The organism is Streptomyces sp. NPDC037290 (genome assembly GCF_055603245.1).
Map to the genome: position 1 here is coordinate 157016 of NZ_JBVJVZ010000003.1, position 23469 is coordinate 180484.

General features: G+C 72.2%; 24 protein-coding genes and 1 pseudogene. 17 read left to right on the plus strand and 8 right to left on the minus strand.

Annotation, left to right across the window (positions count from 1 at the left end; genetic code table 11):
* Positions 1–4: 4 nt before the first annotated feature.
* The 4 genes from ACZ7HQ_RS11435 to ACZ7HQ_RS11450 are packed head-to-tail and all read left to right on the plus strand — an operon-like array spanning position 5 to position 2477.
* The gene (locus ACZ7HQ_RS11435; RefSeq protein ID WP_470987345.1) at positions 5–1144 is read left to right on the plus strand and encodes a cytochrome P450; all 1140 of its coding nucleotides are present in this window, start codon (positions 5–7) and stop codon (positions 1142–1144) included.
* Positions 1141–2121 carry an NAD-dependent epimerase/dehydratase family protein gene (locus tag ACZ7HQ_RS11440; RefSeq protein WP_470987346.1) on the plus strand — a complete coding sequence of 327 codons (981 nt, stop codon included), beginning with the start codon at positions 1141–1143 and terminating at the stop codon, positions 2119–2121. Before ACZ7HQ_RS11435 ends, ACZ7HQ_RS11440 begins: the two co-directional genes overlap by 4 nt.
* A 3-nt stretch (positions 2122–2124) precedes the next feature.
* Positions 2125–2283 (plus strand): hypothetical protein, encoded by a 159-nt coding sequence (locus ACZ7HQ_RS11445; protein WP_470987347.1) that lies wholly within the window; start codon positions 2125–2127, stop codon positions 2281–2283.
* Positions 2280–2477, plus strand: a complete 198-nt coding sequence (locus ACZ7HQ_RS11450) for a hypothetical protein (protein ID WP_470987348.1) — start codon at positions 2280–2282, stop codon at positions 2475–2477. The genes ACZ7HQ_RS11445 and ACZ7HQ_RS11450 overlap by 4 nt, the downstream gene beginning before the upstream one ends.
* A 198-nt stretch (positions 2478–2675) precedes the next feature.
* Here the strand turns inward: ACZ7HQ_RS11450 and ACZ7HQ_RS11455 are convergent, their stop codons facing one another.
* Both ACZ7HQ_RS11455 and ACZ7HQ_RS11460 read right to left on the minus strand, forming a co-directional pair.
* A complete protein-coding gene (locus ACZ7HQ_RS11455) occupies positions 2676–3125 on the minus strand; it encodes a spore-associated protein (RefSeq protein ID WP_470987350.1) in 450 nt (149 codons plus the stop codon).
* A gap of 133 nt (positions 3126–3258) precedes the next feature.
* Positions 3259–3816, minus strand: a complete 558-nt coding sequence (locus tag ACZ7HQ_RS11460; RefSeq protein WP_470987352.1) for a DoxX family protein — start codon at positions 3814–3816, stop codon at positions 3259–3261.
* Positions 3817–4025: 209 nt separating this feature from the next.
* On the opposite strand from ACZ7HQ_RS11460, the pseudogene ACZ7HQ_RS11465 reads away from it, so the two are divergent.
* Positions 4026–4451: pseudogene (locus ACZ7HQ_RS11465) on the plus strand (GTP cyclohydrolase I); the annotation flags it as partial.
* A gap of 14 nt (positions 4452–4465) precedes the next feature.
* Here ACZ7HQ_RS11465 and ACZ7HQ_RS11470 read toward each other — a convergent pair.
* Complete coding sequence (locus ACZ7HQ_RS11470) at positions 4466–4696, minus strand: hypothetical protein (protein WP_470987354.1); 231 nt, start codon at positions 4694–4696, stop codon at positions 4466–4468.
* Positions 4697–4895: 199 nt separating this feature from the next.
* Here ACZ7HQ_RS11470 and ACZ7HQ_RS11475 point away from each other — a divergent pair, with 199 nt between their 5' ends.
* Together ACZ7HQ_RS11475 and ACZ7HQ_RS11480 are read left to right on the plus strand one after the other, a co-directional pair.
* Positions 4896–5654, plus strand: coding sequence for an IclR family transcriptional regulator (locus tag ACZ7HQ_RS11475; protein WP_470987356.1), 759 nt, complete (start codon positions 4896–4898; stop codon positions 5652–5654).
* A 99-nt stretch (positions 5655–5753) separates the two neighbouring features.
* Complete coding sequence (locus ACZ7HQ_RS11480; RefSeq protein WP_470987358.1) at positions 5754–6935, plus strand: PP2C family protein-serine/threonine phosphatase; 1182 nt, start codon at positions 5754–5756, stop codon at positions 6933–6935.
* Here the strand turns inward: ACZ7HQ_RS11480 and ACZ7HQ_RS11485 are convergent.
* On the minus strand, positions 6932–7390 hold the full coding sequence (locus ACZ7HQ_RS11485; protein WP_470987359.1) for an ATP-binding protein: 459 nt from the start codon (positions 7388–7390) through the stop codon (positions 6932–6934). The genes ACZ7HQ_RS11480 and ACZ7HQ_RS11485 overlap by 4 nt on opposite strands.
* 194 nt (positions 7391–7584) lie before the next feature.
* On the opposite strand from ACZ7HQ_RS11485, the gene ACZ7HQ_RS11490 reads away from it, so the two are divergent.
* From ACZ7HQ_RS11490 to ACZ7HQ_RS11500, 3 genes are all read left to right on the plus strand, one after another.
* Positions 7585–8352, plus strand: coding sequence for an IclR family transcriptional regulator (locus tag ACZ7HQ_RS11490; protein WP_470987361.1), 768 nt, complete (start codon positions 7585–7587; stop codon positions 8350–8352).
* 44 nt (positions 8353–8396) lie between these two features.
* Positions 8397–9926: a glycerol kinase GlpK gene (glpK, locus tag ACZ7HQ_RS11495; RefSeq protein ID WP_470987362.1), complete on the plus strand. Its 1530-nt coding sequence runs from the start codon at positions 8397–8399 to the stop codon at positions 9924–9926.
* A gap of 87 nt (positions 9927–10013) precedes the next feature.
* Positions 10014–11258, plus strand: a complete 1245-nt coding sequence (locus tag ACZ7HQ_RS11500) for an LmeA family phospholipid-binding protein (protein WP_470987364.1) — start codon at positions 10014–10016, stop codon at positions 11256–11258.
* Positions 11259–11319: 61 nt separating this feature from the next.
* On the opposite strand, the gene ACZ7HQ_RS11505 is transcribed toward ACZ7HQ_RS11500, so the two are convergent.
* Positions 11320–12189, minus strand: coding sequence for an SDR family NAD(P)-dependent oxidoreductase (locus ACZ7HQ_RS11505; RefSeq protein ID WP_470988892.1), 870 nt, complete (start codon positions 12187–12189; stop codon positions 11320–11322).
* Positions 12190–12252: 63 nt separating this feature from the next.
* On the opposite strand from ACZ7HQ_RS11505, the gene ACZ7HQ_RS11510 reads away from it, so the two are divergent.
* From ACZ7HQ_RS11510 to ACZ7HQ_RS11525, 4 genes are all read left to right on the plus strand, one after another.
* On the plus strand, positions 12253–12789 hold the full coding sequence (locus ACZ7HQ_RS11510; RefSeq protein ID WP_470987365.1) for a MarR family winged helix-turn-helix transcriptional regulator: 537 nt from the start codon (positions 12253–12255) through the stop codon (positions 12787–12789).
* A gap of 124 nt (positions 12790–12913) precedes the next feature.
* Positions 12914–13471 carry a pyridoxamine 5'-phosphate oxidase family protein gene (locus ACZ7HQ_RS11515; protein ID WP_470987367.1) on the plus strand — a complete coding sequence of 186 codons (558 nt, stop codon included), beginning with the start codon at positions 12914–12916 and terminating at the stop codon, positions 13469–13471.
* 127 nt (positions 13472–13598) lie between these two features.
* Complete coding sequence (locus ACZ7HQ_RS11520; protein ID WP_470987369.1) at positions 13599–14159, plus strand: DUF2243 domain-containing protein; 561 nt, start codon at positions 13599–13601, stop codon at positions 14157–14159.
* Positions 14159–14992, plus strand: a complete 834-nt coding sequence (locus ACZ7HQ_RS11525) for a cytochrome c oxidase assembly protein (protein WP_470987371.1) — start codon at positions 14159–14161, stop codon at positions 14990–14992. The genes ACZ7HQ_RS11520 and ACZ7HQ_RS11525 overlap by 1 nt, the downstream gene beginning before the upstream one ends.
* 66 nt (positions 14993–15058) lie before the next feature.
* Here the strand turns inward: ACZ7HQ_RS11525 and ACZ7HQ_RS11530 are convergent, their stop codons facing one another.
* Positions 15059–15394 carry a hypothetical protein gene (locus ACZ7HQ_RS11530; RefSeq protein WP_470987373.1) on the minus strand — a complete coding sequence of 112 codons (336 nt, stop codon included), beginning with the start codon at positions 15392–15394 and terminating at the stop codon, positions 15059–15061.
* 147 nt (positions 15395–15541) lie between these two features.
* Here ACZ7HQ_RS11530 and ACZ7HQ_RS11535 point away from each other — a divergent pair, with 147 nt between their 5' ends.
* Positions 15542–16285 carry an HAD family hydrolase gene (locus ACZ7HQ_RS11535; RefSeq protein ID WP_470987375.1) on the plus strand — a complete coding sequence of 248 codons (744 nt, stop codon included), beginning with the start codon at positions 15542–15544 and terminating at the stop codon, positions 16283–16285.
* A complete protein-coding gene (locus tag ACZ7HQ_RS11540; protein WP_470987377.1) occupies positions 16282–18678 on the plus strand; it encodes a glycoside hydrolase family 65 protein in 2397 nt (798 codons plus the stop codon). Before ACZ7HQ_RS11535 ends, ACZ7HQ_RS11540 begins: the two co-directional genes overlap by 4 nt.
* A 620-nt stretch (positions 18679–19298) precedes the next feature.
* Here the strand turns inward: ACZ7HQ_RS11540 and ACZ7HQ_RS11545 are convergent.
* The gene (locus ACZ7HQ_RS11545; RefSeq protein ID WP_470987379.1) at positions 19299–20786 is read right to left on the minus strand and encodes a sensor histidine kinase; all 1488 of its coding nucleotides are present in this window, start codon (positions 20784–20786) and stop codon (positions 19299–19301) included.
* Entirely contained in the window at positions 20768–21526 is a 759-nt protein-coding gene (locus ACZ7HQ_RS11550; protein WP_470987381.1) for a response regulator transcription factor, read from the minus strand. Before ACZ7HQ_RS11550 ends, ACZ7HQ_RS11545 begins: the two co-directional genes overlap by 19 nt.
* 327 nt (positions 21527–21853) lie before the next feature.
* Between ACZ7HQ_RS11550 and ACZ7HQ_RS11555 the strand changes: the two genes are divergently transcribed.
* On the plus strand, positions 21854–23449 hold the full coding sequence (locus tag ACZ7HQ_RS11555) for an IucA/IucC family protein (protein ID WP_470987382.1): 1596 nt from the start codon (positions 21854–21856) through the stop codon (positions 23447–23449).
* Positions 23450–23469 lie beyond the last annotated feature (20 nt).

The following is a 23469-nucleotide window of genomic DNA, read 5'->3' on the forward strand; positions in this document are numbered from 1 at the left end:
CGCCATGCCCGTCGCTTGCGCCGTCCGGGCGGCGCGCCGCCGCGACCGGCGCGTGTACACCCGCTCCCATCCCGTGCTGTTCGCCCTGCTCGCCGCCACCCGCCGCAAGAACGTGACCCGGATCGGCGGCGCACTGCTGGTGCACGGCGGCGATGCGTACCGGCACGCCCTCACGCGTGTTCCGCTGGACCGCACCGCGGCCGGCACCACCGGCGGCGCCGCGCGGGAGCTGTCCGCCGGCGGAACGCTGTTCGACCAGGAGGGCACCGGTCACCGCGCCACCCGCCGAGCGGTCGCCGAAGACCTCGGCGCGGCCGGAGTGGAGCGGCTGCGCCCGGTCTGGCGGGAGGTCCTGGACCGTCGCCTCGCTCCCCTGTCCAGGGGCCGCACCGTCGACCTGGTTCCGCTGGCACGCGAACTGGCCGGGGCCACCGTCTGTGCGCTGCTCGGTACGGAAGGGGATCCGGAGGGGGTCGCCGAGGCGGCCGCGCGCGCGGCGGCCGCGGCCGTGCGCGACCACCTGCCCGGGCCCCGGTTGCCCGGCACCGCCCGGGCGGCGGCCACGGCGACGGCCCGTCTGGAAGCCCTGCTCACCCGGGACGCGATGACCGGCGAGATCGTGGCGAGCGGGGAGACCGCCCTGCGCGCGATGCTTGCGGTCGCCGCCGTCAACACCACCGTGGCAGCCCTCCCGCGTGCCGTCGCCTGGTGTGCCGACGCGGGGTTGTGGGACCAGGCGGCCGACGACCTTCTTCGACCGGACCTGGTGGGCGAACTGCTGCGGGTGACCGCTCCCTCGCCGCTGCTGCCTCGCGCGGCAGCAGCGGACGCCGCCCTCGACGGATGTCCGGTACGGGCAGGGGACCGCCTGATCCTGGTGGCGCGGCACGCCGCCCGGGCCCACGCCGATCCCCCGGACGCCCGCAACCCCGCGCCGCCCGACGTCGCCCAGCTCGTCTTCGGCGCCGGCAAGCACGCCTGCCCCGGCGCACGCCTGGCCCGCGCACAGCTCGACGACACCCTTGCCGCACTCGCGCCCCATCGCCCCGCCGTCGTGCGGGCCCGCGGCGACCGGACCGCGGCCCTGCCCGGCTGGCGTTCCCTCACCGTCCGCTCCACCGGCAGCCCCCGGGAGAACCGATGACCACGATCGCCGTCACGGGGGCGAGCGGCTTCTGCGGCTCGCATGTCGCGGCCACGGCAGCCGCCCGGGGTGCCGAGGTGCTCTGTGTGGGGCGCCGCCCCGGTCCGGTCGGCCGGCACATCCCGTGGGACGCCGCCCGTGAGGTGCCGGACCTCGCCGGCGCCGACGTCGTGGTGCACTGCGCGGCGGCGGTCGGCGACCCGGTGCCCGGCTCCCCCGCCGAGGCCGCGATGCGCGCCGTCAACGTCGACGGCACGGCGCGGCTCCTTCGAGCGGCCGCCGGCCGTCCGGTGGTCTGGGTGAGCAGCGCCAGTGTCTATGCGCCCGGCCCCGGCCGGACCCGGATCACCGAGGACCACCCGGTCCGCGCCCAGCTGAACGCCTACGGCCGCACCAAGGCCGCCGGTGAGGCGCTGGCGCTCGCCGCGGGTGCCGTGGTGCTGCGCCCCCGGGCGGTCTACGGCACCGGGGATCCCCATCTGGTGCCGCGGCTGTTGTCCCGCGTCCGCCGTGGTCTGCTTCTGCTGCCCGGGCCGAGCGTCCTGCTCAGCCTGACGGCCGTGGAGAACCTCACCGAGGCGTGCCTCGCCGCCGCCGGCTGGCCGCCCGGCGGCTACAACATCGCCGACCCAGCACCGTACGACCGGGACCGGGCCGTAGCGGCGGTACTGCGGGCGCACGGCGTACGGGCGCGGATCCGCCACGTTCCGCCGGCGGTCGCCCACACCGCGGCGAGTACCGCCCAGATGCTGGCCCGACTGCGTCCGCGCACGGAGCCGTTCCTCACCCACTACGCGGTCGACCAGCTGGCCAACTCCGTTGTCCTGGACGTGTCCAGGGCCCGGTCCCAGGGGTGGACGGGCGGTCATGTACTCGGGGACTACACGGCGGCCCTGCCGGGGGCCCGGATATTCCCCGCTGCCGCCGGTGGTGTGGGGACAGCCTCAGCGCTGTCATCGTCCGGCGGGGAGGGGTAGGGCATGCGGGGGCAGGACTGGACCGGGCGTGCGGGAGAGCTGTTCGAAGAGGCGATGTTCGGCGGGGGCACGTCCGCGCTGCAGCGGTCCGATGACCTGCTGGACGCGATCGAGGCGCCGCTTGCCGTGGCGCGGGGCAGGGTGCTGCAACCGAATCGGTGACGCTGCGCCGGGAGATCGGTTTCAGGCCCGGGGAGGCGGCCGGCCTGGTGGCGCTGGCCTACCTCGCGGCCGAGACCGGCGACCCGGCGGCGGCGCTGCACCACCTCGACGAGGCCCAGTCGGTCGCCGAGAGCTGCGGCGCCAAGGCCGTGTCGGGCTGGATCGAGCAGGCCCGCACGCACATCCGCTCGTAGGGTCTCGGGTCTCAGGGGAGGGCGCCGGTCGGCTGTCCGTGGCCGGCGAAGAATCCGGGCTTCGGGTCGGTGGCCGAGGGCGCATCGGGGTCAGGGATCTCCGTCCCCGCCTGAGACATGGCGCGGGGACGGATGTCCGGCACCGGCCTGCTTTCGTTGCCCCGGCGGAACCGGGAGCGTTCCGCCAGGGCGGGTGGGTCAGCGGGTGAAGGTGACCCGCTGTTCCTTCAGGGCGCCGCAGTTGGAGCCGGTCACCTGTACGTACACGTTGCGGATGTTGCCGCCCCAGTCGACGCAGTGGGACTTGCCGTAGACGTGGGTCGGGCCCGCGTACGACGTGTACTGCCCGTAGTCCTCGTCCCCCTGGTCGGTGGCGGAGACGTAGACCCAGGCGGACATGGCCACGGCGGTGCCGGGGTTGTTGCGGATGGTCGCGACGCAGTTCTTGCCGTTCGCGGAGTTGTACGTCAGGTAGACGGTTCCCAGCGAGCCGACGGGCGCCGAGTTCACGGTCTTGTAGCCGCTCCCGCAGACCTTCTGCGGTGTCGTGTTGGCCGCGGCGGAGGCAGGCGCCGCCAAGGCGGTCGTGGCTCCCACCGACAGGGCTGCCAGTGCTGTGGCGGCCAGGACGGAACGACTGAATCGCATATTTCCCCCTTGCAACTGTTGGAGACGGTTGCTCCTGCCTGGTGTGACCCGCGAGGTCCCCAGAGGGTTGTGCCTCCGCGCAAGAGAGATGCCAGAACCGGGCGTCCGGCCTGCCGAGCGGTGGACGTGGCGTTCAGAGGCCGAGAGTGATCGCCGCTGCGGCGCCGCCGAGGCCGAGGGCGAAGGCCGCCTCTTTCCAGCCGCCCTTGCCCCAGCGGAAGAAGTGGTCGACGGCCAGCCGGCCGGGGCCGATGGCGGCGACGGCCAGCGCTACGACGGCGATGCACACGCTGTATTCCACGCCGCCGTCGGCGTCCCACAGGCCGTGGGCGCCGGTGACCGTGGCCATCGCGTTGATCAAGACGCCGATCAGGGCGGCGGCCGCCAGCGGCGTGAACAGCCCGAGGGCGAGGCCGAGACCACCGAGCAGCTCGGACAGACCCCCGATCGCCGCGAAGAGCTTTCCCGGGTGGTAGCCCAGGGCCGCGAACCCCTTGCCGGTCGCGGTCAGGCCCGGGCCCCCGAACAGTCCGAAGACCTTCTGAGCTCCATGGGCGGCCATCAGCAGGCCGAACGTCAGCCTGATGAGCAGCAGGCCGGCGTCGGCGGCGGTCGCCATGGACGCGGTGGTGGGGTGTGCCACCCGTTCCGTGGAACGAGCAGAACGGCTGAGGATGCGCTTGGTCGACATGGCAATGCTCCGGTCGGAACGCCAGAACGGGCGTTTTCCCCAGCTCGGACGGATGCCGAGCAACCGGTGGTGGGCGGGCCCCGCGCAACGTCGCGGAGCGTGTCCTCCCCCGATCCTTCCGCTGAGGGCGGGGCCGTGCATCTGGGGCTGGGGCCCACGGTGCGGTGGGCGGTAGCGGAGAGCCTGCGCGGCACACCGGGGCGGATGGCCCGCGCCCCTTCGACCTGACCACCTTCCCCAACGACGAGGGCTACGACGAACTCGTCCCGGCCCGCCGCATCCGCGTCCGCTCCGTGGGCGAGCAGCATCTGCTGCCGTTCGTCGGCACCGCCCACGTCGGCTGCCTGCCCGGCGCCCGTGTCCTGGGCCTGTCCAAGCCGGCCCGGGTCGTCGAGCGCTTCGCCTGCCGCCCACAGGTCCAGGAACGTCTGACCAAGCAGGTCGCCGGCCGGCTGCAGACGCGCCTGGAGCCCAAGGGCGTCGGCGTGGTCATCGAGGCCGAGCGCTCCTGCATGACCCTGCGCGGCGTCCAGGCCACCGGTTCCAGCACGCTGACCTCCACCCTGCTCGGCCTGCTGCGGCCCGGCGCCCGTTCCCGAAGCGAGTTCCTCGCGCTGACCGGCGCGGCCTGCTGACCCCCGGGCGTCCGCTACAGCACGCCGAGCGCGGGGACCGCGACGTTGAGCGGGCCGAAGCCGATGGGCGTCCGGTCAGGGTTGTCACCGGTGAGCGGCACCGGGAACGGCGTAGGGCCCGAAACCAGGCCGGCGACCGGCGCGGCGCCGGCTTGAGGGACGGCTGCCGAAGCAGGGGCCGTGCACACAGCGAGGCCGCCGACGGCGAGAAGAGTGACAGCCGCAATCCGGAGAGACTTGATCATTGCGATCCTTCGAAGCGTTTCGTGTACTCCCGACATGACACACACCGATCCGAGGTGAGGGTCGCCGTGTCAACGCTCAGGCGCTCCGCCGGTGACGCCCGCCTCGTACACCAGGGGCACCGGACCGCCGTACCGGCCCCGCCCGGGCTCGGTGACTCCTGCCTTGCCCGTGCGGGGCGCCCGGGCGCAATCTGGACCCATGGGCGCTCAGGACGGCCCCACGCTCATCACGTCCGTGCAGCGGGCCTTCCGTCTGCTGGAGGCGGTGAGCGCGCACGAGAACGGCGCGCCGGCGAAACAGCTGGCACGGGAGACCGAGCTGCCCCTGGCCACGGCCTATCACCTGCTGCGCACCCTGGTGCACGACGGATACGTGCGGAAGCTGGACGACGGCGGCTTCATCCTGGGCGACAGGCTGAACTCCCTGCACTCGGAGGGCCGCACGCAGACGCTGCTCAGCCGCGTCCGCCCGACGCTCGCCGCCCTGCGGGACGAGCTGTCCGCCGCCACCTACCTCACGTTCTACGAGGACGGCGAGATCAGGGTCGCCGAGATCGTCGACGGGCCCCGTACGCCGCGGGCGGATCTCTGGGTGGGGTTCGAGGACGCCGGGCATGCCACCGCCCTGGGCAAGTCCGTGCTGCGTGAGATGGACGAGGAGGGCCGCCGGGACTACCTGGCCAGGCACCGGCTCGCCGACCTCACGCCCCGGACGATCACCAGTCTCCCTGAGCTGCTGCGCAGGATCGAGGCGCCGCCCCTGGCGCCGGCCGTCACGGACCTCGAGGAGTACGCACTCGGCACGGTGTGCGTCGCCGTCCCCGTCTACCGCGGTGGCACGCTCGGCGCGCTCGGTGTGTCCCTGCCGGTGGAACGGCGGGACCGGCTCGAGGAGATCCGGGCACGTCTGCTGACGATCGCGAGCCGGGTGACCCGGAGCCTCTCGCTCACTATCTGAAATTCCGCGCCTTGTGGCTGCCCACGTCGAGACCGTTTGCTGGTACGAAAGGGATGTTCCGGGTGTGAACCCCGTACAGGCAAGGACTGCGGACGACACATGAGTCAGGCCAGACACCATGGCGGCGACCACGAGCCGAGGAGGCTGTTCGACAACCGTGCGGCCCGAGCCGCGGGCTCGGTGCTCCGGCGTGCCGCCGGGCACCTGACCCCCAGGATGCCCGTGCTGCCGGTTCTGTTCCTCGCCGTCGTCGTGGTCGTGGACCTCGCCGGAGGGGCGGGGATCGCATGGCTGCCGCTCCTGGCGGCCGGGCCCGCGCTGGCCGCCGCCACCAACGGGCCGCGTGGTGTGCTCTGCGCCGGTGTCCTCGCCACGGCGATGGCCGCGGCGCTGGGCGTCCGGCACGGCATGCCCCCGGGTGAGCTGGTGGCCGTGCTGTTCGCCCTGCTGGCCGTCTCCGCGGCGAGCGGCCTGGCCGGCGCGCTGCACGGCCGGCGTGAGCGGGTCCTCGCGGCCGTCCGCTCGGTGGCCGAGGCCGCCCAGCACGCGGTGCTCCAGCCGGTCCCGGAGACGGTCGGCCCGTTCCAGGTGGCCGTCCGCTACAGCGCCGCCGCGGCCGAGGCCCGGATCGGCGGGGACCTCTACGCCCTGGTGCCCACCCCGCACGGGGTCCGGCTGATCGTCGGCGACGTGCGCGGCAAGGGGCTGCCCGCCGTGGGGACCGCCGCACTCGTGCTCGGGGTGTTCCGCGAGGCCGCCCACGACGAGCCCGACCTGCTCGACGTCGTGGGCCGGATCGAGCGCAGCCTGGCCCGCAATCTCGGCCCGGACGACTTCGTCACCGCCGTGGTCGCCGGGCTCCCCCACGCAGGGCATCTGGAGGTCGTCAACTGCGGACACGCGCCCCCGTTGCTGATCTCCGCGTCCGGAGACGTCAGGTCGGTGGAGCCCACCCGTCCCACGCCCCCGCTCGGGTTGCGTGCCCTCTCCGGCCAGGCCCCTCGCCTGCAGCGGCTGCCCTTCGAGGCGGGTGAGCAGCTGCTGCTCTACACCGACGGGGTCACCGAGGCCCGCGATCACGCGCGTGAGTTCTATCCGCTGGCCGACGGGGTGGCCCGCCATGCCTCCGACGAGCCGGCCCGCACGCTCACCGCGCTGCATGACGAGCTGCTGGCGCATGTGGGCGGTCGGCTGCACGACGACGCCGCCCTGCTTCTGCTCCGCAAGCAGACCGCGAACGGGCAGGCCCCCGTGCGGCCCCGGGCCCAGGCCGCGCTCTAGACCAGCTCCGGACCAGCTCCCGACGCGTTCTGGACGGCGACGAGATCGGCCCAGCGGGTGAATCCGCCCGCGTGGACGTGGATGCCGTGACGGACCGCCAGGGCATGGACGATCGTCTCGCCGCGGCCGTGCTCGTCCGGGTCGATCCCGGAGCAGGAGCGGCCCACCGGACCCGCGGGTCCCGCGTCGGTGACCTCGACGCGCAGGCTGCAGGCGCCGTCACCCGGCATCCAGGACACCCGGAGTACGGCAGGGGGGCAGGCGTGGATGATCGCGTTGGTGACCAGCTCCGACACCACGAGCAGTGAGTCCTGGAGCATCTCCGCAGGCACACCCCAGTCGGTCAGGGCCGCCGCCACACTTCGGCGCACGCCCGAAACGGCGCCGGCGACGGGCGGCACCGGACACACGTGTTCGTGATCCGCCCGAAGCAGGGTGTTGAGCTGAGCCGCCATGGTCTCTCCCGGTGGTGTGTGCTGCCGGTCCGCGCCGTGTCTCCGAGCATTCCGGCCTCGTAGCACGCTAGGGAGACAAAACAGGCACGTCAATGAACAGTGGTCGGCATTACCGAACGCCCCGTTCTCCCTGCGTCCCGCCGCTCGCCGTCCGCCGCGGAGCGAAGCCTCCGCGGCGGTAATAGGCTCGGTTCATGGCCGGCCCAGTCCAGTCCATCGAACGGGCGGCGGCGATTCTGCGCCTGCTCGCCGGCGGGCCCCGCCGACTCGGGCTCGGCGAGGTGGCGGCCTCGCTCGGGCTGGCGAAGGGCACCGCCCACGGCATCCTGCGCACACTCCAGCACGTGGACTTCGTGGAGCAGGACGCCGCGACCGGGAAGTACCAGCTCGGAGCCGCCCTGCTGCACCTCGGCACCAGCTACCTGGACGTCAACGAGCTCCGCTCGCGCTCCCTCAACTGGGCCGACGCCCTCGCCGCCCGCAGCGGGGAGGCGGTGCGCCTGGGCACTCCCCTGGAGGGCAGCGTGCTCATCGTCCACCATGTGTTCCGGCCGGACGACACCTTCCAGACCCTGGACGTGGGCTCGCTGCTGCCCCTGCACGCCTCCTCGCTCGGCAAGGTGCTGCTGGCCTACGGGACGGCCGCGATCGAGCACGGCGACGAGCCGGGACTGGAGGCGTACACCCGGCACACGCTGGTCGATCGCGAGCAGCTCGGCCGGGCCCTCGCCGGGGTCCGCGACCTCGGGTGGGCGGCCGAGGTCCAGGAAATGAGCATGGGCGAGGCAGGGCTCGCCGCGCCGATCCGGGGACACGGCGGCCTCGTCGTCGGTGCCATCGGTCTGTCCGGGCCGGTCGAGCGGGTCTGCGACAGCCAGGGCCACCCCCGCCCGCATCTGATCACCCTGATCCGTGAAGCCGCGCGCGCGATCTCCAGAGACCTGGGAGCCGCCCGCTGGTAGGCCAGGACAGCCGCCCCTCGATCCGTCGGAAGGCAGACCCGATCATGGCTGAACGGTATGTAATGTCCATCGATCAGGGCACCAACTCGACCCGATGCATTCTGTTCGACCACCGTGGGCGGCTGGTATCGGTCGCGCAGAAGGAGCACCAGCAGCACTTCCCCAGGCCGGGCTGGGTCGAGCACGACGCCGTCGAGATCTGGCAGAACCTGCGACGCGTCGTGCCCGAGGCCCTGTCCGACGCCGGTGTCGACACCGGACAGCTCGCCGCCATCGGCGTGGCCAACCAGCGCGAGACAACGGTGCTCTGGGACCGGCGGACCGGCCTCCCGCTGGGCCGGGCGATCGTGTGGCAGGACACCCGCACGGCGCCGCTCGTCGAGGACCTCAGAAAAGACCCCGGCGACGAGTTCTTCCTCCAACGGTGCTGTCTGCCGCCCTCGACCTACTTCTCGGCCCTGCGGATCCGCTGGCTGTTCGACCACGTCAAGGGCCTCCAGCAGCGTGCCGCCGACGGCGAGGTGCTGTTCGGGACGATCGAGAGCTGGCTGGTCTGGAACCTCACCGGAGGCACCGACGGCGGCCTGCACATTACCGACGCCACCAACGCCAGCCGCACGATGCTGATGAACATCCGCACGCTCACCTGGGACGAGGAGCTGCTGGCCTTCTTCGGGGTACCCCGCGCGATGCTGCCCGAGATCAGGTCGTCCGCCGAGACGTACGGCGACGCCCGCTCGCTGCTGCCCGGCGTCGCCATCACGGCCGCCCTCGGCGACCAGCAGGCCGCGCTCTTCGGACAGACCTGCTTCTCCCCGGGCGAAGCGAAATGCACGTACGGAACGGGGAGCTTCCTGCTGCTCAACACCGGCGGCGACGTCGTCCGGTCCCGGCACGGACTCCTCACCACCGTCGCCTACAAGATCGGGGACCAGCAGCCGGCCTACGCCCTGGAAGGGTCCATAGCCGTCACCGGCGCACTCGTCCAGTGGTTCCGTGACCGCCTGGGCCTGATCAGCAGCGCCCCGGAGATCGAGACCCTCGCCCGCACGGTCGAGGACAACGGGGGCTGCTACATCGTCCCCGCCTTCTCCGGTCTGTTCGCCCCCCGCTGGCGCAGCGACGCACGGGGGGTCATCGTCGGCCTCACCTCCTACATCACCAAGGGGCACCTGGCGCGCGCCGTTCTGGAGGCCACCGGGTGGCAGACCCGCGAGGTCGTCGACGCCATGAACGCCGACTCCTCGGTCTCCCTGCAACAACTCAAGGTGGACGGGGGCATGACCGCCGACAACCTGCTCATGCAGTTCGTCGCCGACGTGCTCGACGTACCCGTCGTACGGCCCCTGGTCGCCGAGACCGTCTCCCTCGGCGCCGCCTACGCGGCCGGACTCGCTTCCGGTTACTGGCCGGACCTGGAAGTGCTCCGCCGCAACTGGCACCGGGCAGCGCAATGGCTGCCGGCCATGGATCCCGAACTGCGGGAGTCGGAGTACGACAACTGGCAGCGGGCCGTCGAACGCTCCCTGGGATGGGCCCGGCCGCCACGGTCGGCCGGACCGGGCCCGCACTGAGCCCGCACGGTGAAGTTCTGACTCATTTCGCGCCTTACTTCAGGTAGGATTTGCGAGTTGGGTACGACTATGTGATCAAATCTACCGATGCGTACCCCCCACATACAGACGCATCAGCCTGCTCAGTCGGACGGCCCTTGCACCGAAAGGGTTCCGCCCCGCCGCAATCCATACGACGAACTTGCGTCGCTGGCCGACGATCCGCTGGACGAGCTCCTCACCGAGGACGGCACGCCGACCCCGCGGGACGACGACGCCGAGGAGCCCTGGACACCCCCCAACCACCGGCGCGGCAGCCGCCGCCGGAACCGCGCCACCGGCCTGCCCACCCTGGTCCGGTTCCTCGCCTGGGTGCTCACCCTCGCCTGCCTCGTCGTCCTGGCCGACCGCTGGGCCCTGCTGTACGCCGAGCACAAGGCCTCCGAACGGCTCAGGGACGAGCTGCATATCGCCGCCGCTCCCGAGGTACGGATCGGTGGCTTCCCCTTCCTCACCCAGCTGGCCGCCCAGCGTCTGGACTCTGTGCGGATCACCGTCCCCGACATCCCGGCCCACCGGGTCACCCTCACCCAGGTCACCGCCACCGCCCGTGACATCCGCATGGACGGCGACGGACCCACCGCGGTGCGGGGCGCACTGGTCCGACAGGTGCGCGGTCAGGTGCTGCTGTCCTTCGCCGACATGAACCGCGAACTCGGCGCATCGCAGGTGACGTTCACGGCCCACGGACCGAGCCGTGTCCGGGCCCACGGTTCCCTGCACATGGCGGGCCGTGACCTGACCGTGCGGGCCGACGCGCTCATCCGGCGCGCCGGGGACCGCGGCATCGCCACGTCCGTGGACGGCATACGGCTCGACATCGACGACCTCGCGACGTACCGGCCCGGCACCCGGCCCGCCGAGGGCCTCCACCTCACCCCCGCGTCAGCGCGCCGGCTCACCCGGGAGGCGGCGAAGATCAAGGCCTTCCTGGCGCTCCCGGAGATCGTGCACCGCCTGGGCGTCCCCGACAGCGCGGTGCGCGCGGCGCTCCACGACGAGGAGAAGCTCCATCAGCTCACGGGCGCACCGCGCTTCTTGCACGAGCTGACCCGCGTCAACCTCGTGGACGCCGCACTCGCCCATCCGGCGCTCCTCAGGAGACTGGGCCTGGACCCGTCCTTGCTCACCGCGCTGACCAAGCTCACCCGCCCCCAGATCGCCGACCGCTTCTCCTTCGCCTTCCAGCTCCCGAAGCCACCGGGCGGCGCCCTGCACCTGCAGCGCGTGACGGTGGACAAGGACGGCATCCGCGCCGACGTGGTGGGGGCGGGTCTGCTCCTGGGCCACTGAACATGAATCCGTTCCGGCTCAGCTCCCTCTCGGCGCGACTCGCTGCCGGCGGCGGCGCCGGTCAGTCGACCCAGGTCGCGGTGAGGTCCTGGACGGCGGAGCCGTCGGCGTCGGCCAGCTTGGTGCCGACGAAGGTGCGGGCCCAGTCGGAGGTCTGGATCCGGAACCCGGGCCGGTCGGCGTTGAGCGCCTCCATGACCGCTTCCGCCGCCTCGGCCGGGGTCTGGGCGGTACCGTCCAGGAACTGCTCGACGGTGCGGTCGATGTAGTGGCGCAGTGCGTCGGAGTACGGGCCGGCGTCGATGCCGGCTTCGAGATCGAAGCCGATGTTGTTCACGAACTCGGTGGCCACGGCGCCGGGTTCGACGACGGACACGCTCACACCCAGGGTCCGCGCAACCGGGGCGAGGCTCTCCATGTAGCCCTCGACCGCGAACTTGGCGGCGCAGTACGCCTCGTTGAACGGCTGACCGATGACGCCGCCCACGCTGGTGACGGTGATCAGGCGCCCGCTGGTGGCCCGCAGGTGCGGCAGCGCGGCCTTGGAGACGTGAAGTACGCCGAAGAAGTTGACCTCCATCACCGCACGGACGTCGGCGACGGAGTCGTTCTCCAAGGTGCCCAGGTGGCCGGCGCCCGCGTTGTTGATGACGGCGTCGAGCCGGCCGTAGTCGGCGATCACGCCGTCGACGGCGGCCGCGACGGACGCCTCATCGGTCACGTCGAGCTGACGGATGTCGAGCTCGACGCCGGCTTCGGCGGCGGCCTTGCGCAGTGCCCCGGCGCGGGCGGTGTCGCGGAGGGTGGCGACCGTACGCCAGCCGGCCCGGGCCGCGGCGATGGCGGCGGCCAGGCCGATGCCGGAGGAGGTGCCGGTGATGAGGACGGTGCGGGGGGTGGTGGACATGGCGGAGCCTTTCGAACCATTTATGTGCGTGCACACACAACATGGCTTTATGTGTGTGCACACGCAACTCCGCCTATACTGGGGATCATGCCGAAGAAGCTGCCCCAGGCCGAGATGCCCGCCGCCGACCACGCCTTCTACGGGCTGGTCTGGGCCGGGACCGTACTGACAGAACGTGTCGACCGGGCCCTGACCAAGGCGCACGACCTTCCCGTGTCCTGGTTCGAGGTCATGCTGTGGCTGGCGTCCAGCCCCGAGCCCGTTCCCGCCTCCGTCCTCGGCAACAGCACCATGCTCAGCCGCAGCCAGGTCTCCCGGGTCGTGGACGCCCTCCAGGCCCGGGGCCTGGTGACCCGCACGCCCTCCGCGCGCGACGCACGGTCGGTCGAGGTCTCGCTCACCGACGAGGGCCACCGCGTCTTCGCGGAGGCCGACGCCACCCGGCGCGAGGCCCTGGCCCCGGTCTTCACCGATCTCCTCGACGAGCGCGACATCGAATCCCTCTCCACGGTGTGGCGCAAACTCAAGGCAGAAAAGGAACGACTGACGGAGGAACCCATGCCCACGGGCACGACCGCACCCGCGACCACGACCCCGCATCGTCCGACCGCAGCCGGACGCTGACGGCGGCCACGCGTGCACCGTCGCCCCCGCCACGAGGGCCCACGGCAGCTTTTCCGGCCCGTCGGCGTGGCGGCCCCCTCCTTCCGAGCGGTCGGCTTTCATGGAGGGAGGAAGGAGTTCCGCCATGACGTCACAGGGCCCCGCCCAGCAGCCCACGGCCGAGCTGGACGCCCGCTACAGTTCCGCGCTCAATCCCCGCCCGGGTGCCGCGGACGTCACCGCCACCGACTGGGCCGAGGCCGAACGGCAGATGGGCGCCGCCGAGATCTTCTGGCTGTCCACGGTGCGGCCCGACGGCCGGCTGCACGTCACGCCGGTGATCGCCGCCTGGCACGACGGGCTGCTGTACTTCTCCACCGGCAAGAGCGAGCAGAAGGCGAGGAACCTCGCCCATGACGGCCACTGTGCGCTGACCACCGGCGGGAACTCACTCAGCGAGGGGCTCGACCTCGTGGTCGAGGGCAAGGCCGTACCGGTGACCGATCCTGCCGTGCTGGAGGAGGTCGTCGCGGCCTACGAGGCGAAGTACGGGGCGCACATCACCTCGCCCGAAGGCACCTTCCACGGGATCGGTGACGCGTTCCGGACGGGGGACGTCGTCGTGTTCGCGGTGGCCCCCGCGACGGCGTACGGCTTCGGCCGGCGCGAGGGCGTCTACACCCATACCCGTTGGACCTTCTGAGCAGCGCTGGCCGAATTCCTCGCCGGGGGACGGTCTCGTCTGCGAATGGCTGACGGTGGTGGGGCCACGGTGGCCGGGGAGCTGATAGCTCATGGGAGGGACAGCGGACGCCGAAGGAAGGAAGCCCATGGCCACCACCGTGGACGGAACCCAAGCCGATGCCACGCCGCCGAGCCTTCAGCTGCCGGGGATCGTGCTGGGGGTGGGGCTGGGCGGGTTCGTCGACGGCATCCTGCTGCACCAGCTGCTGCAGTGGCACCACATGCTGACCAGCACCAACCACGACCACATCGGTGTGAAGTACTACGACCCGCACACCGTCTCCGGACTGGAGATGAACACCGTGTGGGACGGAATCTTCCACACCGTGTGCTGGGTCGCGGTGCTCACCGGCCTCGCCGTCCTTTACGCGCGGGTGACGTCCGGCCGGCGCCAGGTGTGGGCCTCACGGGTCCTGTGGGGCTGGATTCTGGCCGGTTGGGGCATCTTCAACCTCGTCGAGGGGATCATCGACCACCAGATCCTGGGCATCCACCACGTCCGCGGCGGGCCGCACCAGCTCTGGTGGGACATGGGCTTCCTCGCCCTGGGAGCGCTGCTGGTCGCCGGCGGCTGGCTGCTCCAGCGCGGTGGACGGCCTTTCGAGCCACTGGCCGCCGGTACCGGGCGGGCAGGACGGGCCGGCTGATGGGCCACGGCAGCCAGCACATGCGGCACGCGGAGGGCAGCGGTGCGGTGGAGGTCCTGCTGCCGTTGCTGGGCCTGCTGGTGTGCGGCGTCCTCTATCTGTGCCTGGTCCGCAGGGCGCGGCGCCGCAACCCCGCACGAAGCTGGAGCGCCTGGCGCTCCGTCAGTTTCGCCACGGGGCTCGCCCTGTCGGCCATCGCCCTGCTGCCGCCCCTCGCTCCCCTGGCCCACGGCGACTTCCGCGGTCACATGGCCCAGCACCTGCTCATCGGCATGTACGCCCCGCTCGCCCTCGTGCTCGGTGCCCCGGTGACGCTCCTGCTGCGTGCCCTGCCCGCACCGCGCGCCCGGGGCCTCGCCGTGTTCCTGCGCAGTGGTCCGGCCCGTCTGCTCGCCCACCCCGTCGTGGCCCTGCTGCTGTCCACCGGCAGTCTCGCGGTGCTGTACTTCACGCCGCTCTACAACACCGCCATGGTCCATCCGGCCGGGCACTGGCTGCTGCACGCGCACTTCCTGCTGTCCGGCTGCCTGTTCGCGCACGCCATCGCGGGTCCCGACCCCGCTCCGGGCCGCCTCGGCGTACGGGCCCGGCTGGTCTGCCTCGGCTGTGCCATCGCCGTGCACGCGGTCATCGCCCAGCTCATGTACGGCGGGTTCTGGGTCGACATCCGTGCCCCCATCCCTCAGGTCCAGGGCGGCGCGGAGATCATGTACTACGGCGGTGACATCGCCGAACTCCTCCTCGCGGCCGCCCTCGTCGCCACGTGGCGCCCGGAGCGTCGTTCCCGCCGGGCCCCGAGGACGGCTCCGGCGTACGGGGCGGTGCGGGGCTGACGCACCACGGCCAAAAACGTGTCCGTTCCCGCACCACCGGTGCGCGCCCCGCCGACGCGTACCGGATCACTCAGGGTGGGCCACGGCGTCCTTCTGCAGCTGCACGGCCGCCAGGAGGCTCAGTGCCGGCTCGGCCTGGCGCAGCTCCTTCAGCGCCGCGATCGAGGCGATGTCCCCGGTGAAGCCGACGGCGTCCAGCCGGGAGCGGACCCAGCGGGCACGCAGCTGCGTGTCCGTGGCGGCGGCCGTGGACTCGACGAGCGCGGCGGCGCGTTCCAGGCCCGGTCGCTCCTCGGGGGACGCCTCGGTCAGCGCCTGGCGCAGGGTCGCCGCGACGAGGTCGGAGTCCCGGATGAGCAGTACGGCGTCGTGCTTCTTGGTCAGCCCCGTGAATGCCTTCATGTGGATCACTGTGCCTGCCGCCTTCTCCGTCCGCCACATCACTTGAGGAACCTCAGAGGCAGCGGCTCTCCACCGACCGGGTGTCTTCCGGCCCGCCGGGCGGTGTCCTGCCGCCGGGGACCGCGGCCGCCTTCTAACCTCGGCGGCATGCTGGGGCTTCCTGCTCACGTCCGTGCCTGCCTGTTCGACCTCGACGGGGTGCTCACCCAGACCGCGAAAGTGCACGCGGCCGCCTGGAAGGAGATGTTCGACGGCTATCTCCGTGAGCGCGCGGCCCGTGAGGGGACCGCGTTCGTACCGTTCGACGCGGTCGACGACTACGACGAGTACGTGGACGGGCGCCCCCGTGAGGACGGGGTGCGCACGTTCCTCGCGGCGCGTGGTGTGCACCTGCCCGAGGGGTCGCCGGACGACCCGCCGGAGGCGGAGACCGTGAACGGGCTGGGCAACCGGAAGAACAACCTGGTGCTGCGGCGGATCCGCGAGGACGGCGTGGAACCGTACGAGGGCTCGGTCCGCTTCGTTCACGCGGTGCGGGAAGCCGGCCTGCGCTGCGCGGTGGTGTCGTCCAGCGCCAACTGCCGGGACGTCCTGGTGGCGGCCGGGATCGAGGACCTGCTCGACGAGCGGATCGACGGGGTGGTGGCACGCGAGCGTCAGCTGCGCGGCAAGCCCGCCCCGGACACCTATCTGGAGGCGGCGCGCGTGCTGGGCATGGCCCCGGACGAGGCGGCCGTGTTCGAGGACGCCCTGGCCGGCGTCGAGGCGGGCCGGGCGGGACGGTTCGGCGTGGTCGTCGGGGTCGACCGGGTGGGCCAGGCGGAACAGCTGCGGGCGCACGGGGCGGATGTGGTGGTCCGGGACCTGGCTGAGCTTCTGGAGTCCCGGTGATCACTCATCCCAGCTATACGGTCGAGCCGTGGTGCCTGCGCGAGACCGAGCTGAATCTCGATGTGCTCGCCCAGAGCGAATCGGTCTTCGCGCTGTCCAACGGGCACGTCGGGTGGCGCGGGAACCTCGACGAGGGGGAACCGCACGGACTGCCCGGCGCCTACCTCAACGGCGTCCACGAACGGCATCCGCTGCCGTACGCGGAAGCGGGCTACGGGTATCCCGAGTCCGGCCAGACGATGATCAACATCACCGACGGCAAGATCATCCGGCTGCTCGTCGACGACCATCCGTGCGATCTGCGCTACGGCCGGCTGCTGGCGCACGAGCGGGTTCTCGACTTCCGCTCCGGTGTGCTCAGCCGGACCGCGCGGTGGACCTCGCCCGGCGGCCGCACCGTCCGGATCACCTCCCGCCGGCTCGTGTCCTTCACGCAGCGAGCGGTGGCCGCGGTGGTGTACGAGGTGGAGCCGGTCGACGGGCCGACCACGGTGGCCGTGCAGTCCGAACTCGTCGCCAACGCGCAGCTGCCCCACTTCGAGGGCGACCCGCGCGTCGCCGCGGCGACCGAGTCCCCGCTGGTCTCCGAGGAGCACTTCGCGCAGGAGACCCGGCTGCGGCTCGTGCACCGCACCGACCGCAGCGCGCTGCGGGTGGGAGCGGCGGCCGACCACATCGTCGAGGGACCCGGGAGCACGCGCTGGACCGCACAGAGCGAACCCGACGTCAGCCGGCTGACGGTGACCGCGGACCTGGTGCCCGGACAGCCGCTGCGGCTGGTCAAGTTCGTGGCCTACGGCTGGTCCGGGGAGCGTTCGCTGCCGGCCGTGCACGATCAGGTGGACGGGGCGGTGGCGGCCGCCGTCAGCACCGGCTGGGACGGGCTGGTCGCCGCCCAGCGGGCGTACCTGGACCGGTTCTGGGCCGGTGCGGACGTCGAGGTGGAGGGCGACGCGCAGATCCAGCAGGCGGTGCGGTTCGCCCTCTTCCATGTGCTCCAGGCGGCGGCCCGCGGTGAGAACCGGGCGATTCCCGCGAAGGGCCTGACCGGTACCGGGTACGACGGGCACTCCTTCTGGGACACCGAGTCCTATGTGCTGCCCGTGCTGACGTTCACCGCGCCGGAGACCGTGGCGTCGGCGCTTCGATGGCGGCACCGGACGCTGCCGGCGGCACGGGAGCGCGCGCGCCAACTCGGGCTGGCCGGAGCGACGTTCCCGTGGCGGACCATCGACGGCGCCGAGTGCTCCGCCTACTGGCCCGCCGGCACGGCCGCCTTCCACGTCAACGCCGACATCGCCATCGCCGTCGTACGGTACGTCACGGTGACCGGAGACGAGGACTTCGAGCGTACCGAGGGGCTCGACCTCCTCGTGGACACCGCCCGGCTGTGGCGCTCCCTCGGTCACCATGACGCGGAAGGCGTCTTCCACATCGACGGGGTCACCGGCCCCGACGAGTACAGCGCCTTCGCCCGGGACAACCTGTACACCAACCTGATGGCCCGGCAGAACCTGGTGGCCGCGGCCAATGTGGTGGTGCGTCACCCCGAGCGAGCCGCGGAACTCGGCGTCGACGACGAGGAGGCCGCGGCGTGGCGGGACGCGGCGGCCCGCATGGCGGTGCCGTACAACGCGTCCCTCGGCGTCCACGAACAGTCGGCCGGTTTCACGACCTTCCAGCGCTGGGAGTTCGAGTCGACCCCGCCCGAGCACTACCCGCTGCTGCTGCACTACCCCTACTTCGACCTGTACCGCAAGCAGGTCGTGAAGCAGGCCGACCTGGTGCTGGCGATGATGGAGTGCCCGGACATCTTCACCGAGGAGCAGAAGGCCCGCAATTTCGCCTACTACGAAGCGCTGACCGTCCGCGACTCCTCCCTGTCGGCGTGCTTCCAGGCGGTGCTCGCCGCCGAGACCGGCCATCTGCGGCTGGCCTACGCCTACCTCGGTGAGGCCGCACTGATGGACCTGGACGATCTGGAGCACAACACCCGTGACGGGCTGCACATCGCCTCCCTCGCCGGAACCTGGATCGCGCTGGTCGCGGGGTTCGGGGGGATGCGGCGGTACATCGGCGAGGAGGGGAAGCCGGACCAGCTGGCGTTCACACCGCGCCTGCCGGAAGCGCTGGCCAGGGTGGCGTTCACCGTGCTGGTGCGCGGACGCAGGCTGAAGGTCGACGTCAGCCAGACCCGCGCGCGGTACCACCTGGTGGAGGGCGAGCCGCTCGTCGTGCTGCATCACGGGGAGCCCACGACCCTGACCACCGACGAACCGGTCGAGCGCCCGGTGCCCCCCGCGCCCGCGCGCCCGGAGCCGCAACAGCCGCTGGGCCGCCGTCCGGTGAGCCTGCCCGTCGGGGAGCAGGACCGGGCTGAGACGCTCGAGTAGCACGGCGGGGAACACGTTGTCCGCGGCCAGTCAGGGGGGAGGCGCGATGGACCGGGACGGGCGGCAGCGTATCGAGCTGGGGGGCGTTCCCGAGACGCTGTTGTGGAGTCTCCACCAGCGGGCCTCTCCTGCGGCACGGTGGTCACGCTCGCCGAAGGGCTGGAGAGGCAGTTCTGGCGGGTCGACAACGGACGTGCGCACTGGCTCTGTCCTGGCGGGACGAGGTGGACCCGTCGCACGGCGTGCTCGTCACCGCCCAGGGTCTGCTGATGTACCTGCGCCCGGCCGAGGTGCGGCCGCTGATCGCCGGCTGCGCGGAAGCGTTCCCCGGCGGATCGCTGGCCTTCGACGTGGTGCCGCGGTGGTTCAGCGAGCGCACCCTGCGCGGCGCGATGAAGGCGGCACAGGGGTACGTCACTCCGCCCATGCCCTGGGCGCTCGACGCCGGGGAACTGCACAGGGCCGGCACGGCGCACCCGGCCGTCACCGAGGTGCGGGAACTGCCGCTGCCCCGGGGACGCGGCGTGTACTTCGGCGTGGTGTGGCCCGTGCTTCGGCCTGCCGGGGGTGCGCAACATGCGCCCGACGCTGACCGTCCTGACCCGTTTCGGCTCGACCGGCTAGACGGGTCCCAGGCTTCCGGTCGCCCCATGGCCACGCAGCGGAGGAATCCTGCGGTGGGCGGTGGAGCGGGTGCGGGCGGGCGGGGCGGCGCGCAGCCGGACGACGGCGTCCAGTCCGCCGCCGGGAGTGGCTTCCAGCCTGACCTCGCCGCCGCTTGCGTGGGTGAGGCGCTGGACCATGGGCAGGCCCAGGCCGGTGCCGTCGTGGTGGGCGTCGGCGGCACGCCAGAACCGGTCGAAGGCACGCTTTCGGTCGGTCTCGCTCATGCCTGGCCCCTGATCGATCACATGCAGCTCGACCAGCGGCGCCGTACGGCCGCCCTCGGCCGGTGCCATGACGGTCCGCAGGGTGATGACGGTGCCGGGAGGGGACACTCCCAGCGCGTTGGAGAGAAGGTTGTCGATGATCTGCTCCAGTGCACCCGCGACCGCCCACACCGTCCCTACTCTCGTGCCGCCGACGGTGATGCCGACGTGCTGGTCACCGGCGAACGCGCTCCAGATCGCCGCACGTTCGGCGACGACGGCGTCGAGGTCGACGGTCTCCGGTGTGGTCGCCGCGTTCTCCAGCCGGGCAAGGGCGAGCAGTCCCTGGACCATGCGGCTGAGCCGGCCCACCTCACCGATCGCTTCGTTCAGGCTGGCCTGGGCGCGGGGCGCGAGGTGGGGCTCGAAGTTCTCCAGGCGCAGCCGCAACGAGGTCAGCGGCGTCTTCAACTGGTGCGACGCCTCGGAGGCGAACGCCTCCTGGGCGTGGAGCAGGTGCTGCAGCCGGGTCGCGGTGCGGGTGAAGGAGGCGACGAGCCGACGCAGTTCCGGCGGCCCGCGGTCGGCCGCGGGCGGGTTGCTGAGGCGGCCGTCGGCAAGTTGCGCGGTGGCCTGTTCCAGGTCCCGCAGGGGCCGGGTGATCCAGCGGGCGAACGCGAAGCCGATCAGGGCGGCCACGGCCAGGGCGCCCAGCGCGACGAGCGCGAGCACCACCCATGTGGCGTGGACCTTCCGCGCGAGCGGAGCCATCGAGTACAGCGACCGTACGACGCAGGGGGCGCCGTCGTTCGACGTGCCGGGGACGGTCGCGTACAGGACCTTCCTGCCGGGGACGAGGTCTTCGCTGATCCCGGTGGCGGGCCGGTCGCCCAGTGCGGTGGCGATGTCCGGTGCGGAGGCGAGGTTCGTTCCCACGGCCGACGCGTCCGCGGTGTCCGTGAGGACGGTGCCCTTGCGGTCGGTCACGACGACGCTGCTGCCCGTGCGGAGCGCGTAGCCGCGGGCGAGGTCGGGCAGGTCCGACACCAGTCCGTGCTCGAGTTTCTCCTCGCACACGCCGGCGAGCGTGACGGCGCCCAGTTGCGCCGTGTTGGAGAAGCGGTTCAGCTCACTGCGGGCGTAGACGAAGCCGAACGGCACTTCGAGGGCGAGCAGCACGAGGAGCATCAGGCTGAGGTAGCTGAACAGCAGGCGGCGGATCACCGGGCTCCCCGCCATGGCTCACACGGTGCCGGGGAGTCGGTGCGTGGGCCGGCCGGTGGGGTCAGACGAAATCCGATGCCGCGGATGTTCTCGATCCAGGAGGGGTCGCCGAGTTTGCGGCGCAGCGCGGCGATGTGGACGTCGAGCGTCTTCGTGGGACCGAAGTAGTCCGGCTCCCAGACCGTGTCGAGGATCTGCTGGCGCGAGCAGACGGCACCGGGATCCTCGGCGAGGCAGACCAGCAGGTCGAACTCCTTCGGCGCCAGGGCGATCGGCACCTCGTGCACCCGTACCTGCCGGGTCCTGCGGTCGATGCTCAGGGGGCCGATCCGCTGGGCGGCGCGGACTCCGGGAACGCCTCCCGCGGACGACGCCGTGACGGAGTCCCCGCCGTCGAGGGGCACGGTCCGGGCCCGGCGGGTGACGGCCCGGATCCTCGCCACCAGCTCGCGGACCCCGAACGGCTTGGACACGTAGTCGTCCGCGCCCAGTTCGAGGCCGAGTACCCGGTCGGTCTCGGAGTCCCGGGCGGTGATCATGATGATCGGCACCGACGAACGAGCGCGCAGTGCCCGGCAGACGTCGATGCCGTCCATGTCGGGCAGCCCCAGGTCCAGCAGGACCATCCCCGGCTCCGCGGCGGCCAGGCCACCGGCGCCGGTTCGTGCGTGTTCCACGGTGAACCCGAAGCGACGCAGACCTTCCGCCAGCGGTTCGGCCACCCGGTCGTCGTCCTCGATCAGCAAGACGTGCATACCGCCAGGCTCACAAACGACCGCCGGGGCGTGCGCCGCAATCGCCGGAGTGTTCGCCCATCCCGGTGAATTTCCGTCTTGCTGTATGAATGACCGCAGACATACAGCGCATTGACAGGGTGCGGTGAGGAGAGGGTTAAGGGCTGGGAATCTTCCCTGATCGTGCCGGGGCTTCGGCGCCCGGGGACACGGATCGACGGATGACCCATTTCCCGGAATTCGACCGCACCCCTTTGCGGCAGCCCCTTGATGCGCGCTGGATTCTCGTTTACCCGAGGTCTTCTAGGGTCCGAAGAAGGAAATTCCACCGACATCCGGGAATGCGCCATGCCGACCCAGGCCCTCGACACGACGATCGACGAGCTGCGCCGGGTGCGCCCGGAACTCGTGGAGCCCTTCGCCGCAGCGCTGCCGGGAGCGCGGGCCACCGTGCTCGGCCGGCTCTGGGGCGCCCTCGCGCGGGAACCCCTCACCGGCGTGACCGCCCGCCGGCGAGAGGCGGGGACGCTGATCGTGACGCTTCGCGACGGCGTACGGCTGGCCGCGGCCGACACCTGTGCCCAGCGGTTCGCCGCGGTGCCCGAGGACTTCGCCGTGTCCGGACCGGACGGTCCGTTGCGTGAACCGGCGGCGCTGCTCGCGCAGTTGGGGCTGCACACGTCCGCCGCACAGCGGCTCGCGGCGGAGCTCGACAACAGCGTCGTGAACCTCGCCCTCGCCCGCGCGGCGAACGGCCGGGGCGCCGCCGCGCCGCGTGACGCGGTCGATGCCGAACAGGCGGTGGTCGACGGCCACCCTCAGCACCCGTGCTGCCGTACCCGTACGGGCATGTCCGTCGCCGAGGTGCTCGCCTACGCGCCCGAGCACCGTCCGGTGGTCCAGCTGGCGCTGCTGCCCGTGCCCGCCGACCGCTGGCAGGGCACCGGCACATGGCCCGAGGAACTGCGGGACGGCGACACACCTCTGCTCCCGGTCCACCCCTGGCAGCGCGACCACGTCCTGGTGCGCCACCCGGAGCTCGCCACGCTCCGGCGGACGATCCCGGCCCGGCCACTGCTGTCGTTGCGCACCCTGGCGCCCGTGGCCGGCCTTGCGGGCTGCCACATCAAGACCGCCCTCGACGTCCAGGTCACCAACTACCGGCGGACCATCTCACCGGTGGAGGTGGCCGACGGCCCACCGCTGTCCGAGCTGGTCTCCGCGGTGGTGGACAAGGCCGGGTACGGCGACGGGCTGCGGGTCCTGCGCGAACTCGGCGGCGCGGCCGTCCGCGTGGCCGGGCAGGCGTGTGCGAGCCTGGCCGCGATGCTCAGGGAATCCACCGATTCCCACCTCGGCACCGGAGAGATCGCCGTTCCGCTGACGGCCCTGCACGCCACCGGGGCCGCCGGGGTGACGGTCGATCCCGTGCGCTGGCTGGCGGACTTCGCCGAACTCGTGCTGCCACCCGCGCTGACGCTGCTGTCCATGGGCGTGGCGCTGGAGGCCCACGGCCAGAACACCCTGGTGGTGCTGCGCGAGGGGCGGCCGGTGCGGGTGCTGTACCGGGACCTGGACGGGGTGCGCATCAGTCCCCGCAGGCTCGCCGCCCGTGGATTCACCCTGCCGCCCCTGGCCGGCACCCGTGCCGGCGACGACATCGACGCCTTGCGCACCAAGCTGTTCGGAGGACTGCTCAGCGGGGTGTTCAGCGAGCTGGTCGACGTCCTCGCCCGCACCCGGTCGGTCGATCCCGCCGCGCTGTGGGAACCGGTGGCCCGGGCCGGGCGCCGCGTGTACGCCGAACTGCCGGACGCCGGGGGCGCCTCGGCCTTCTTCGGCGACACCCTGCCGCTGAAGGCGACCATCGCGATGCGTCTGGCGGACGACCCCGGCAGGGCGCAGTGGACCGCCGTACCCAACCCCCTCGCACGTCACCGCTGACCTCCACGGGCGACCTGAAG

Bases quoted from the DNA above. Each gene is read 5' to 3' on its own strand.
- glpK (WP_470987362.1), top strand. From the start codon at position 8,397: ATGGCTGAACGGTATGTAATGTCCATCGATCAGGGCACCAACTCGACC.
- ACZ7HQ_RS11555 (WP_470987382.1), top strand. From the start codon at position 21,854: ATGCCGACCCAGGCCCTCGACACGACGATCGACGAGCTGCGCCGGGTG.
- ACZ7HQ_RS11520 (WP_470987369.1), top strand. From the start codon at position 13,599: ATGGCCACCACCGTGGACGGAACCCAAGCCGATGCCACGCCGCCGAGC.
- ACZ7HQ_RS11535 (WP_470987375.1), top strand. From the start codon at position 15,542: ATGCTGGGGCTTCCTGCTCACGTCCGTGCCTGCCTGTTCGACCTCGAC.
- ACZ7HQ_RS11510 (WP_470987365.1), top strand. From the start codon at position 12,253: ATGCCGAAGAAGCTGCCCCAGGCCGAGATGCCCGCCGCCGACCACGCC.
- ACZ7HQ_RS11545 (WP_470987379.1), bottom strand. From the start codon at position 20,786: ATGGCGGGGAGCCCGGTGATCCGCCGCCTGCTGTTCAGCTACCTCAGC.
- ACZ7HQ_RS11445 (WP_470987347.1), top strand. From the start codon at position 2,125: ATGCGGGGGCAGGACTGGACCGGGCGTGCGGGAGAGCTGTTCGAAGAG.
- ACZ7HQ_RS11460 (WP_470987352.1), bottom strand. From the start codon at position 3,816: ATGTCGACCAAGCGCATCCTCAGCCGTTCTGCTCGTTCCACGGAACGG.
- ACZ7HQ_RS11440 (WP_470987346.1), top strand. From the start codon at position 1,141: ATGACCACGATCGCCGTCACGGGGGCGAGCGGCTTCTGCGGCTCGCAT.
- ACZ7HQ_RS11485 (WP_470987359.1), bottom strand. From the start codon at position 7,390: ATGGCGGCTCAGCTCAACACCCTGCTTCGGGCGGATCACGAACACGTG.
- ACZ7HQ_RS11455 (WP_470987350.1), bottom strand. From the start codon at position 3,125: ATGCGATTCAGTCGTTCCGTCCTGGCCGCCACAGCACTGGCAGCCCTG.
- ACZ7HQ_RS11490 (WP_470987361.1), top strand. From the start codon at position 7,585: ATGGCCGGCCCAGTCCAGTCCATCGAACGGGCGGCGGCGATTCTGCGC.
- ACZ7HQ_RS11500 (WP_470987364.1), top strand. From the start codon at position 10,014: ATGCGTACCCCCCACATACAGACGCATCAGCCTGCTCAGTCGGACGGC.
- ACZ7HQ_RS11530 (WP_470987373.1), bottom strand. From the start codon at position 15,394: ATGAAGGCATTCACGGGGCTGACCAAGAAGCACGACGCCGTACTGCTC.
- ACZ7HQ_RS11470 (WP_470987354.1), bottom strand. From the start codon at position 4,696: ATGATCAAGTCTCTCCGGATTGCGGCTGTCACTCTTCTCGCCGTCGGC.
- ACZ7HQ_RS11435 (WP_470987345.1), top strand. From the start codon at position 5: ATGCCCGTCGCTTGCGCCGTCCGGGCGGCGCGCCGCCGCGACCGGCGC.
- ACZ7HQ_RS11525 (WP_470987371.1), top strand. From the start codon at position 14,159: ATGGGCCACGGCAGCCAGCACATGCGGCACGCGGAGGGCAGCGGTGCG.
- ACZ7HQ_RS11480 (WP_470987358.1), top strand. From the start codon at position 5,754: ATGAGTCAGGCCAGACACCATGGCGGCGACCACGAGCCGAGGAGGCTG.
- ACZ7HQ_RS11475 (WP_470987356.1), top strand. From the start codon at position 4,896: ATGGGCGCTCAGGACGGCCCCACGCTCATCACGTCCGTGCAGCGGGCC.
- ACZ7HQ_RS11515 (WP_470987367.1), top strand. From the start codon at position 12,914: ATGACGTCACAGGGCCCCGCCCAGCAGCCCACGGCCGAGCTGGACGCC.
- ACZ7HQ_RS11550 (WP_470987381.1), bottom strand. From the start codon at position 21,526: ATGCACGTCTTGCTGATCGAGGACGACGACCGGGTGGCCGAACCGCTG.